The 11,471-nt window shown below is 63.8% G+C and carries 9 protein-coding genes and 1 pseudogene; 3 read left to right on the plus strand and 7 right to left on the minus strand.

Going from position 1 to position 11,471, the window contains the following annotated elements; translation table 11 throughout:
• Positions 1–832 (plus strand): DUF1444 domain-containing protein (locus tag PMI42_RS36280; RefSeq protein WP_008144767.1); only part of this gene is annotated, 832 nt, incomplete at its 5' end.
• A gap of 27 nt (positions 833–859) precedes the next feature.
• Here PMI42_RS36280 and PMI42_RS36285 read toward each other — a convergent pair.
• From PMI42_RS36285 to PMI42_RS38345, 4 genes and pseudogenes are all read right to left on the minus strand, one after another.
• Positions 860–1,648: a bestrophin-like domain gene (locus tag PMI42_RS36285; RefSeq protein WP_008144769.1), complete on the minus strand. Its 789-nt coding sequence runs from the start codon at positions 1,646–1,648 to the stop codon at positions 860–862.
• Between the two features lie 60 nt (positions 1,649–1,708).
• Complete coding sequence (locus PMI42_RS36290) at positions 1,709–1,894, minus strand: hypothetical protein (RefSeq protein WP_008144771.1); 186 nt, start codon at positions 1,892–1,894, stop codon at positions 1,709–1,711.
• Complete coding sequence (locus PMI42_RS36295) at positions 1,891–3,672, minus strand: glycosyl hydrolase family 28-related protein (RefSeq protein ID WP_008144772.1); 1,782 nt, start codon at positions 3,670–3,672, stop codon at positions 1,891–1,893. The genes PMI42_RS36290 and PMI42_RS36295 overlap by 4 nt, the downstream gene beginning before the upstream one ends.
• Positions 3,673–3,990: 318 nt before the next feature.
• Positions 3,991–4,154, minus strand: a pseudogene (locus tag PMI42_RS38345) (JAB domain-containing protein); the annotation flags it as partial.
• Positions 4,155–4,253: 99 nt separating this feature from the next.
• Here PMI42_RS38345 and PMI42_RS36300 point away from each other — a divergent pair.
• Positions 4,254–6,221, plus strand: a complete 1,968-nt coding sequence (locus PMI42_RS36300; protein WP_035967988.1) for a class I SAM-dependent methyltransferase — start codon at positions 4,254–4,256, stop codon at positions 6,219–6,221.
• Between the two features lie 134 nt (positions 6,222–6,355).
• Here the strand turns inward: PMI42_RS36300 and radC are convergent, their stop codons facing one another.
• The 3 genes from radC to PMI42_RS36315 all read right to left on the minus strand — a co-directional run bounded on the left by radC (position 6,356) and on the right by PMI42_RS36315 (position 9,403).
• Positions 6,356–7,069: a RadC family protein gene (gene radC / locus PMI42_RS36305; RefSeq protein ID WP_008144776.1), complete on the minus strand. Its 714-nt coding sequence runs from the start codon at positions 7,067–7,069 to the stop codon at positions 6,356–6,358.
• A gap of 92 nt (positions 7,070–7,161) precedes the next feature.
• A complete protein-coding gene (gene map / locus PMI42_RS36310) occupies positions 7,162–7,980 on the minus strand; it encodes a type I methionyl aminopeptidase (protein ID WP_008144777.1) in 819 nt (272 codons plus the stop codon).
• Positions 7,981–8,086: 106 nt separating this feature from the next.
• Positions 8,087–9,403: a mechanosensitive ion channel family protein gene (locus PMI42_RS36315; protein WP_035967990.1), complete on the minus strand. Its 1,317-nt coding sequence runs from the start codon at positions 9,401–9,403 to the stop codon at positions 8,087–8,089.
• Positions 9,404–9,613: 210 nt separating this feature from the next.
• On the opposite strand from PMI42_RS36315, the gene PMI42_RS36320 reads away from it, so the two are divergent.
• Entirely contained in the window at positions 9,614–11,407 is a 1,794-nt protein-coding gene (locus PMI42_RS36320; protein ID WP_008144779.1) for a potassium/proton antiporter, read from the plus strand.
• Positions 11,408–11,471: the final 64 nt, after the last annotated feature.

Raw genomic sequence — 11,471 nt, forward strand, 5'->3', positions numbered from 1 at the left:
GCTCGCCGCGATCGCGGCCGCCGATTTCGTCGGAGCCGGAGCGGTCCGGGCACAGCAGATTCCAGCCGAAGAACCCGCATTTACGGCTTTCGTGGCGGAGCGCATCCGCGCCGAGCTTCGTGACACCCCTGTCGTGATCAAGGGGCCGCTGACGCTGTCGGTCGGCCCTCTGCAAACCAACCTCGATCGCATCTACGCCTTCTGCAAGGCCAACAGGAGTGGCTGCGCCAACGAGATCGGCGCCTTCGTCAGCGGCGTCAAGGCGACGGCGAGCAGCCGCAACGATCCCCCGACCCGGGCGGCCCTGCGTGTCGTCGTGCGCTCGGCCGATTACATGCGGCAGGCGCTTTGGGACGTCGATGCGCGCGGCCCGGCCCTGACGCGGCCGCTGGCGGAGGGGCTGGTGATCGTCCCGGTGCTGGATTCGCCGCGGGCGGTCAAGGTGTTCAATGATCGGGACCGTGCTGCGCTGGGCTTGACGCAGGATCAGGTCTTCGACATCGCCATCGCCAATCTGCGTAGCAGCCTGAAGCCGATCACGACCGTTGCTAAAGTGGTCCCATCCGGACAATTCGGTACGCTGACGGGAGACTATTATCAGACCAGCCGGCTGGCGCTGATCGACAGCTGGGCTCCGCTGGCGCAAGCCCAGGGCGGCGTCCTGATCGTCGCGGCGCCGTCGGCCGATCTCGTGATTTATTCAAGCGACGACAGCAGTACCGCAATCGACGCGCTGCGGACGCTGACGAAGAACATGATGGCACGCGCGCCAAAGCCGTTGTCTGCCGCGCTGCTGCGCTGGACGCCGAAGGGCTGGCAGCTCGTTCGGTGAAATGCTGTCGCCGGGCGGACGCCGGCCTCACCCCTTGACGGTCGCCTCCGGCATGATCTGGAGCAGCGGCTCCGGCTGGATCGAGATCTGGCCGGCGAACGGCCGGTCATGTGCGGCGATGAGCAGCACGGAGGTGGCGACACCCGTCGCGAACAGGCCCATCGCGATCGCCGATCCCAGCCGGTTGTCGCAGTGGACGAGGCCGATCACCAATAGCGCGCAGGCGGCCTGGAGGTACAGGCACCACCATTTGACCGGGTTCACCGCGGCGAGGCTGACGATGATCCGCTGCCGCCGTGCATCCAGCGCCTGCTCCAGCACGGCGATCAGCTCGCGCTGCACGTTCGCCTGACCCGTGCCTTGCGGCGTCATCGCGACGACGAGCTGCAGGGCTTCCGCGAGCGCCGGCGGTGTCACCTTCAGCGTGGCCTGCTGATGCGCCATCATCGGCCATTCCACCGTGACGGCCTGTCCGACATAATCGCGCACCAGGCCGCGCAGCTTCGTCTCCTGCTCCGCCGGCAGGCCGCCGGCCAGCAGCACGGCGCTGCGCAGCGCGCTGGCCTCGCGGCTCACCGCGGCGCTGGCGCGGTCGCCGTCGCCCCAGACCTGCGCCGCGGTGAAGGCGACGAACAGGCCGAAGATGATGCCGAGCACCGGCAGCATGCCCGGCGAGATCGCCTTCAGCGATTTCGCGCGCGCTTCGGTCGCGGCAAGCGCGATGCCTGCGAAGATGGCCGCGGCCAGAAGATAGGTGAACCCGAAGATCACCACCGCCATCAAGGGCAGCGGGAGATTGTGCAGCCAGTCGCTCATGCTGTTCTTGCTACGTGATTCGGTGGCTTAAATCAGCCGTATCCCGCGCAGCCTCGTGTCCTAGTTTCTTCGCTTGAAGAGCTGCATCTTGCTTGAAAAGTTGGCGAAGCCGACAACGCGTCCATCAGAAATACTGGTCGCATCGGTTACCGTGCCGGCAGTTGAGGTCAACTTCTTCAGCGTCTGGCCGGTATTCGTGCCGGTCGCATTATATGGAATGTCGTCGCCTTCTTCGGCAACAATCACATTGCCTCCGGAAAATGTGCAACTTGTTCGCGCCAATCCGATGAACGCGCCGACGGACGTATCCGTCGCCGGTTGAACGCCATAAACAGATTGCAGACCGCCTGCTGGGCCGTGACTGCATGACCGTTGTAAGTCGCCCACACATGTCCCTTGTAGCAGCCAAGCGAGCCGTCTCCATGCGTGTGTTCGACCGCCATGCGCTTGCAAGCAATGTCAGCCGCTCTGAACAAGAGCGGCGTAGAACCGGCTGTCCCTCCGATCATGAAGGTTGCGCCCGAACCCGAACCGCTCGTTGACGCCTGTGTTGCGGTCGTCGGTAGCGTCGAATAGAGGCCGGTACCCCAAATTGTGACTGTCGCGACAGCGGTCCCCGTGACCGTCGCGACGCGCAGGATTGCGGCATTTGCGTTTCCGACCAAAGTGCCGCCAGCCAGCACGATGAGATCGCCGACCGCATAATTCGAACCGCCAGATGTAACCGTGACGGCGGAATAGATTCCCTGGCCACCCACAGCGGCGCAACTGGCGATGATGGCTTCAATATCTCCCGTGAGAACGCTCTCGCCATACATCGATCCTTGAACATCGATGAGAGGGCGCGTGCATCCCGTCGCCTCCAGCTTGGTAACGTTCTCGAACCGGCAACCATTCATGTTGCCGACCAGAATATGACACCTGTCGTAATTTGGCAGGCGGAACGCGTCAATCCAGCCTGGCAGGGTCAAATTGCGGAAGATGCATCGATCGAGAACCGTGGCGTTGGTATTGCCATTGACCCGCTGGTTGTCATCCCAGATGAAAGCATTTCCCAAGGCTTCGACGAACAACGCGTCAAACTCGATCCCCGCAAGAAATGCCGGGGCGGCAGTTCCTTGGGCGGAGGCCGGCGTCGCTTCTTTGAAAAAGCAGAACGGCGACGTGCCCATGAACATGCGGCCCGATATCTGCCAGGTGCCCATGGAGCCGCCCCATGCAAAGCCGACGCATGCCATTCGACAGCTGCCAATCGAACATTTGCCGTCGACAGCAAGGTCTCCATATAGATACGGCGAATTCTGATTGATGTACCAACCATAGTAGCAGCGATCGACCTGCACATGCCTGAATGCAGTATGATCGCCAACGATATCGAGGCCGGCATAGAATCCCGAAATTCGAACGTTGGTCAGCATGCGATGTGCTGCCCAGCAGATTCCGCTCACATTGCACCCGGTCGCGCCAATCGTGGTATTGTTGACGGCCGGCCCTATCAGGCTCAGGTCGCGAAACCAGGCAGCGCTGGTTGCGAAGTTGGTCCCCAAGTAGCGTGAGCCGGTCGTGTTGCTCGGACTTCCGGCTTGCTGCCCGCACATGACGGCATACGCAGTCCCGGGCAATGAGCCCATGTCGAAAGTCCATTGAAGTTGAGTAATGATATCGCCGTCACCCATCCAGTGGACCTGTGCATTGTTTACGCCCGGAGCAGTCGTGGCGTTGTCGATTCGAAGAGGAAACTTCAGCGAGTCCGGCGCTGTAGCCGTCGAAGCCGACATGATGTAGGTGCCGGCCGGTGAATAAATGATGCCGCCGCCGGCGGTCGTCGCCATATCGATGGCCAATTGATGAGCGTGCCACTCGATGGACTCCGTGAGAGCTGTTGCCCGCGGATACACGACTTGTGCAGCGCCAATGCTGAGAAAAAATGCACTCAGCGGATGCGCTAGCCCATCGCCGACTGCTCCAAAATCCTTCACGTTGAATACGCGTGCACCAAAATGCAGAGGTATGCCGCCGGACATTGATGCTTTCCAAGATTTAGAGAATAGGACTTACGTGCTCTCGACCATTGCACCGGAGTCGTAAGGCGACCATGACGCAATATGCACCGTTAAGCTGTAGCGGAATTGGGGTGGATTTGAGATTCCGTCGACTCGAGCGCGCCACCCTCGCAGGCATTTGACCAATGCGTGTTCGCCTCCGGCGATGCGGTCGAGCGCATGATGCAGAAATTTGCATGGATATGCATCGAATCCATTGGCTGGCCTGAAGCGGGATGAAGAGATGGGCGAGTTGGGCAGATATGCGACCGCTGCGGATGTTGATCGCGTCGTGGGCTGCTAGATCAACCGCATCCCGCGCAGGCTCGCATGCCCGGTCTTGCCCACGATGATGTGGTCGTGCACGGGGTCCCCAGCGGCTTGGCGAGGTCGATGATGGCGCTGGTCATCTGGATGTCGGCCTGCGAGGGCGAGGGATCGCCCGAGGAGTGATGATGCGCGAGGCCAGCGTCCTGCCTATCGGATTGATTTTCGCCTGATTTTCGAGGGGGAGGCGTTTAATTGACGATTAGCCCCATCACGCCTTCATCCATTTGGGTCAGATGTCGATCGAAACCGCCGCTGCTATCACGCGCGTCCTTGGACCTTGTCAGATTGTGCAATGGAATGCGCGCGACGCGAGCCTGCTGCAGGAGCTCCTGCTTATGGGGTGCGACGCCTATGCGGTCGGTCAGTGCTCATTCGAACATCCCCGCTGGATTTCGCACCAGACTGGAACGGCCGTTCCGCACAAGCCTGTCGCGGTCGTCGAGGTCGATGCCGACAAGGACACGCTCGGCCTGATAGATACCCTCGCAACGTACGATCATCTCCAAAACATCTTCCTCATAAGTCCCGGCTTCTCCGGCGTCCGCAGACCGCTCGAGAACCAGCTGTTCGCGCGGGGGTGGCGGCGCCATCCGGCCTCGCTCGCTGTGTCGGACTATGAGAGAATGTGCGACGACGCGCTGCCGCGCTATGCCATCTACCAGCGCGTCCCCGCACCGGCGGCGTCCCGGTGGCCTGTCGCGGATCTGCTGAAAGAGCGCAATCTGCATATGGACATGTTGCGCGAAAGCGGGCCGCGCGCCGACGCCCATGTCGCTCGTTATGCGCTTGCCGCCTCGCTCGTCCGCCCCGGTGACATCGTGCTCGATTGCGCGTGCGGGCTCGGTTACGGCGCCGCACTGATCGCCGCGAAGACGCAAGCCTCGAAAATCATCGGCGTTGATGTCGATGCCGGAACGGTGGCCTATGCGAATGCGAATTATGGCGGACAAAACGTACGCTTCGAAGTCGGGGATGCTTCCGCTCTCGTCCATATCCCCGATGCGTCCGTCGACTTCATCGTTTCGATGGAAACGATCGAGCATGTCGAGAACTGGAAAGCCGTGGCAAGGGAATTCGCAAGAGTATTGAAGCCCGACGGGCGCCTGATTGCCAGCGTTCCGGATAGATGGATGGACGAAACCGGAAAAGATCCCAACCCCTACCACTACCAGGTCTTCGACTGGAACAAGCTGCGTGAAGGGCTGGCCGAGGACTTTGTTCTCGAAGCCCGCTATGTGCAGACGGCGCCGGGCGGCTTCAAGTGGCCGCAGACTCCGCGTCAGCTGAGGCGAGTCCCCCTCGACAGCGGTGTCGAAGGGGAATGGATACTGGTCGTGGCATCGGCCAATCCCTTTGCGAGAGCCGAGGAGCTGCGCGCTTCATTCCGCCATCCCGCGTTCGCCGATGCCCTGTCCGTGAGTGGAGCGGCGGTTGTCGATTTCGGCCCATACTACGACAATCCGTGGCTGTACCGGACTTTGGTCCAGGTTGGCGAGCGCGTAAACGACAACGCGGTGCTGGGCCGGCTTGCGCACTGGGTTGCCGAAAACGCGCGTCCGGGATCGGCGGATCAGGGCGCTGCGCTGTGCGTCACGGGCTATCGCATTCTCGAACGTCGCCAGGTAAAGGAGACCGGCGAGCTGATCCAGCGGATAGAGAGCTACTGCAGGATCGCCGAAGACACGACCAACCCTCATGTGCGGCGCTGGCACATCTCGCTGGCGTTTCTGGCGGGCTGCCTGTCCGAACTATCCGGCGCGCCGGACGACGCGCTCAAATGGTTCTCGCTGGCAGCCCGGCTGGACTGGCGATCCTTCTCCCCGATCCTGGCCACCAAGACCATTGCGGCGGCCTTTCATGCAGCCCGCATCGCCCTCGCAGCCGACGACGAGGCCGGCGCGCTTTCGTTCTTCCAGATGGGCTTCAACACCGCGCTGGAAGCCGCGCGCGGCAATCCCGGTGATTTCGCCGGCTCGATCGAAGCACCCATTCCCTTCGGCCTCGCCGAACTCGGCGAGGTCATGGATATGGGCAGCCAGTGCGCGGTCGCCATCGCAAACCTTCCGCTATGGCGGCGCGCGCCCAGCGCATTCTGGCCCCGGGTGAACACGAAACGCTTCGGGCTTTTGACATGGAATCAGGCGATCGAGCAGGAGAACGCAGCGCTTCGCCATCAGCTTCGGAAAGCAAGCGCCCGATAGGATGGCGCCGCCGGATATCCGCGCGCTGGCGCTATCGGGCGTCGCGTCCTCAGGTCGACCAGCCGGCCCGGTGCCGGGATGGACGGACCGGCGGACGGACGCGTTCGAAGTGCGCGATGGCCGGGCATCGGCCCTCACATCAGCTTCATCCCTCGCAGGCTCGCATGCCCGTTCCTGCCCACGATGATGTGGTCGTGCACGGCAATCCCGAGCGGCCTGGCGATCTCAATGATCGCCTTGGTCATCTGGATGTCGGCCTGCGAGGGCGAGGGATCGCCGCTGGGGTGGTTGTGGACGAGGATCAGCGCGGTCGCGGATAATTCCAGCGCGCGCTTGATCACCTCGCGCGGATAGACCGGGGTGTGGTCGACCGTGCCGGTCTGCTGCACCTCGTCGGCGATCAGCTGGTTGCGCTTGTCGAGGAACAGCAGGCGGAATTGCTCCTTGTCGGCAAAGGCCATGCTGGAGCGGCAATAGTCGATCACCTCGTTCCAGGACGACAGCGCGTTGCGGCTGTTGACCTCGCCCTTGGCGACGCGGTGCGTTGCGGCTGCGATCAGCTTGAGCTGGTGGATCGCGGCTTCGCCGATGCCGTCGACCTCGCGCAGCCGCGCCACCGGCGCGTGCACCACTTCGGCAAACGAGCCGAAGGTCTTGATCAGCATCTTCGCCAGCGGTTTGGTGTCGCGCCGCGGCAGCGCCGGAAACAGCGCCATCTCCAATAGCTCGTAATCGCTGAGCGCATCGGCGCCGGCGCTGTAGAAGCGCTCGCGCAGCCGCTCGCGATGGCCGTGATAGTGCGGCGTGTCCTCGGGGCTGGTCTTGTCGTGGTCGCTCTTGGCGGGCATCGGCCGCCAGCATCGCCGTGGAAACCGGCTTTTGCAACCGTCAATTGCGGCAGCAAATCCGGTTCATGCAAGCCGGTGCGGCTGCCGGGCCATCACCCGATCTGCTTCTCGCCGTGCCGCTCCGACAGCGTAAAAATCTCGACGCCGGTGGCGGTGACGCCGACGGAGTGCTCGAACTGTGCCGACAGCGAGCGGTCGCGGGTCACCGCGGTCCAGCCGTCGGAGAGGATCTTCACATGCGGCTTGCCGAGATTGATCATCGGCTCGATGGTGAAGAACATGCCGGGCTTGAGCTGCACGCCTTCGCCGGGCCGGCCGATATGGATGATGTTGGGCTCGTCGTGGAACATGCGGCCGAGGCCATGGCCGCAGAAATCGCGCACCACGCTCATGCCCTGCGGCTCGACGAAGCTCTGGATGGCGTGGCCGATGTCGCCGGTGGTGGCGCCGGGCTTCACCGCGGCGATGCCGCGCATCATCGCTTCATAGGTCACCTCGATCAGCCGCTCGGCCTTGCGCGCGATCGGGCCGACCGCGTACATCCGGCTGGAATCGCCATACCAGCCGTCGACGATGAAGGTGACGTCGATGTTGACGATGTCGCCTTCCTTCAGCGGACGGTCGCCGGGCATGCCGTGGCAGACCACGTGGTTGAGCGAGGTGCAGGTCGAGTAGCGATAGCCGCGATACATCAGCGTCGCCGGAAAGGCGCCGTGATCGAATGCGAAATCGCGCACGAACTGGTCGATGCGCTCGGTCGGCACGCCGGGCCCGACGATGTCGGTGAGCTCGTCGAGGCATTTTGCCACCAGCGCGCCCGCCTTGCGCATGCCGGCAAAGGCGCTCGGCCCATGCAGCTTGATCTGTCCGGTCTTGCGCAGCGAGGTATCGGTGGCTTCGACGTAGCTCATGCGGGGCTGGTCTCGATGTCGGCGGAAAGGCTTGATTTCACGCCCTAATCTAATGATCGCGGGCCTTCATGCAAGCTGGGCGTGCCGTTTGCGCCCAAAACCGGGCCTAATTCGGGACTTCTACGGTGGTTTCCACCGGCAGGGCGCCGCCGCGCACGCGGATTTCACGGACGGGGTAGGGAACCCGGATGCCCTCGCGCTTGAAGGCGTCCCAGAGCGCCAGCATCACGTCGCTTTTGACATTGTCCATGCCGTCGGGGTCGGCGATCCAGAAGGTCAGCGAGAATTTCATCCCGGCTTCGGCGAACTCGGTCAGGATGGAATTCGGCGGCTTGCCCTTGGTCGCGCGGGGATGGGCGGCGGCGGTCTCGGCCGCGAGCTTGGTGACCAGCCGCGGGTCGGCGTCGTAATTGGTGCCGAAGGCGATCTTCACCAGCGTGTTCTTGTCGGTATAGGTCCAGTTGACGACCTTCTGCGTCACCAGATCCTCGTTCGGCACCAGGAATTCGCGGCCGTCGCCGGCAGCGACGGAAATATAGCGCGTCTTCATCGCGCTGATGCGCCCGGTGTTGTCGCCGATGGTGACGAGGTCGCCGGGCTTCACGGACTTGTCGGCGAGCAGGATGATGCCCGAGATGAAATTGGCAACGATCTTCTGCAGGCCGATACCGATGCCGACGCCGACCGCGCCGGAGAATACGGCGAGCGCCGAGAGATCGATGCCGACCGCGCCGAGCGCGATCACGATGGCGATCGCAAGCAGGCCGATGCGGATGATCTTGACCAGCAGCACCTGCACCGACGGCGTCAGATCGGTGGTCGAGTTGATCCGGCTCTCGGCGAAATTGCTGGCGATATTGGTGGCCCAGAGCGCGATCAGCAGCAGCGCGCCGGCCTTGATCACCAGCAGCGGCGTCAGCCTGAGGCCGCCGAGCACGATGGCGAAGGAATCCAGCAGATCCACCGTCGCATCGAGCTGGCCCAGGATGGAGAGCGCGGCGACGAACCACGCCGTGATCGACACCAGCTTGACGATGAAGGCGTTGCGCAGCACCGAGGTCACCAGCCGGATCGCGAGCCAGGCCAGCCCGAGCTTGGCGGCGACCATCAGCAGATAGGAGCGGCTCGGCCAGGTCGCGTGATACATCACCACGCGGGAGACGATCACGAGCAGGGTGAATATTGCGGTGGAGGCACTGGACACCATCACCCGGGCAAAGTGCCGGAGCGGCAGCGGCCAGCGCATCGCCAGCGAGCTCATGTCGACGCGGCTCTGGACGGTGGCCTCGGCGGCGTAGGCGATGCCGGCCGCGGCCAGGATCAGGCCGAATTGCAGGTAGAACCAGGGTGAGGAGATCTCCGCCCCGACGCTGCGTGCGGTCGTCTGCACGAACTCCATGAAGTCTTTGAGGTCCATGTCCATCGGTCTCGTCGGGAAGCGGGCGGGAGGGTTTGATTCGGAGGCGCCGCAGAATCCCACAAAGGGCGCAGGCAGGCCATCGATACACCGTGAAGTGAAGTGCGCAAAAGCCGCAAAATACGGGCAGATTGCCGCGCGCCGGAGAAAATGGGTTGGCGTGCAGGGGCAGCGACGATAAGGATGCAAATCCAACGATTTGTACCCGGAAGGTGGATGGCTTCTCTCGACTCTGTCAGCCTCGCCATATTGCTCGGCGCCGTCCTCGTGATGGCCGGTATCCTGTCGAGCCTGCTTGCGCTGCGCTTCGGCGCGCCTTTGCTGCTCGTCTTCCTTGTGATCGGCATGCTCGCCGGCGATTCCGGCCCCGGCCAGCTCCAGTTCGACGACGTCCGCACCACCTATCTGGTCGGCTCGGTGGCGCTGGCCCTGATCCTGTTCGACGGCGGCCTGAAGACGCGCTTTGCCAGCATCCGCACCGTGCTCGCGCCCTCCGTGGTGCTCGCCACCGTCGGCGTGCTGCTGACCGCGCTGGTCACCGCGCCGTTCGCCAGATATGCGCTCGACCTCAACTGGACGGAGGCGCTGCTGGTCGGTGCCGTCGTGGCCTCGACCGATGCCGCCGCCGTGTTCCTGCTGGTGCACACCCAGGGCCTGCGGCTGCGCCCGCGCGTCGGCGCGACGCTGGAGGCCGAATCCGGCACCAATGATCCCTTCGCGATCTTCCTCACCCTGATGCTGGTCGAATACATCTCGCTGGGCTCGAGCTCGGCGGGGCATGTCGTGATGGAGTTCCTCCAGGAGGCGGTGCTGGGTGCCGCGGTCGGCTTCCTCGGCGGACGCCTCGTCGTCGTCGCGCTCAACCGGGTGGCGCTGCCGCAGGGTCTGCATGCGCCGTTCGTGACGACAGGCGCGCTCGTGATCTTCGGCGGTTCGCAGATCATGCACGCCTCCGGCTTCCTCGCGGTCTACCTCGCCGGAATCATCATCGGCAACCGGCCGACGCGCGCGCATAATTCGGTGGTGGCCTTCCTCGATGCCGCGACCTGGCTGGCGCAGATCGTGATGTTCGTGCTGCTGGGCCTGCTGGTCTCGCCGAGCCGGCTTGGCGCCAGCGTGCTGCCGGCGGTCGGGGTCGCCTTCGTCCTGATGCTGGTCGCGCGGCCGCTCGCCGTGTTCGTGTGCCTGGCGCCGTTCCGCTTCAACTGGCGCGAAAAGATCTTCATCGCCTGGACCGGCCTGCGCGGTGCGGTCGCGATCTTCCTGGCGTCGATCCCGATGCTGGTGGGGCTGTCGAAGGCCTATCTCTATTTCGACGTCGCCTTCGTCGTCGTCATCATCTCGCTCCTGCTGCAAGGCTGGACGCTGGCGCCCGCCGCGCGCAAGCTGCACGTGGCGCTGCCGCGCGCCGAACGCGGTCCGCGACGTGTCGAGCTGGACCTGCCCGGCCAGCTCGAGCAGCAGCTGGTCGGCTATCCGGTGCGGCCCAAGAGCCTGTATTTCCGCCGCGGCCTGATCCCGTCCTGGTCCAAGCCGACGCTGGTGATCCGCAAGGAAAACATCCTGACGCCGACCGAAGCCGATCCGATCGCGCCCGGCGACTACATCTACCTGCTGGCGCCGCCGGAAAAGGCCGAGGCGCTCGACCGCTTCTTCGTCGACATGCAGCCGAGCACCGAGCCCGATCCGCATCTGCTCGGCGACTTCATGGTGTCGGGCGAACACACTTTGGCCGAGCTTGCGGAGGTCTACGGCGTCAAGGTGAGCGGAGACGAGGGCCAGCTGACGCTCGCCGACTATTTCGACGTCCATCTCGACCGCGCGCCGAAAGAGGGCGCCGAACTCGCGCTGGACGAGATCGTGCTGGTGGCCCGCAGCATCTCCGGCGGCCGCGTCAGCGTCGTCGGCCTGCGTCTGCCGGAAGAGGACGAAACCCCGCCGCCGCTGACGCGCAGCCAGACGCTGCGGAAGAAGCTCGCGGAGCTGTGGGCGTCGGTGGCGGGGGTGTAGACGCTACGTACTTTGCATTGAACCTCGTTGGATAGAGCCGCCACACATTCCGTCATTGCGAGCG

The organism is Bradyrhizobium sp. YR681 (assembly GCF_000282615.1).
GTDB lineage: Bacteria > Pseudomonadota > Alphaproteobacteria > Rhizobiales > Xanthobacteraceae > Bradyrhizobium.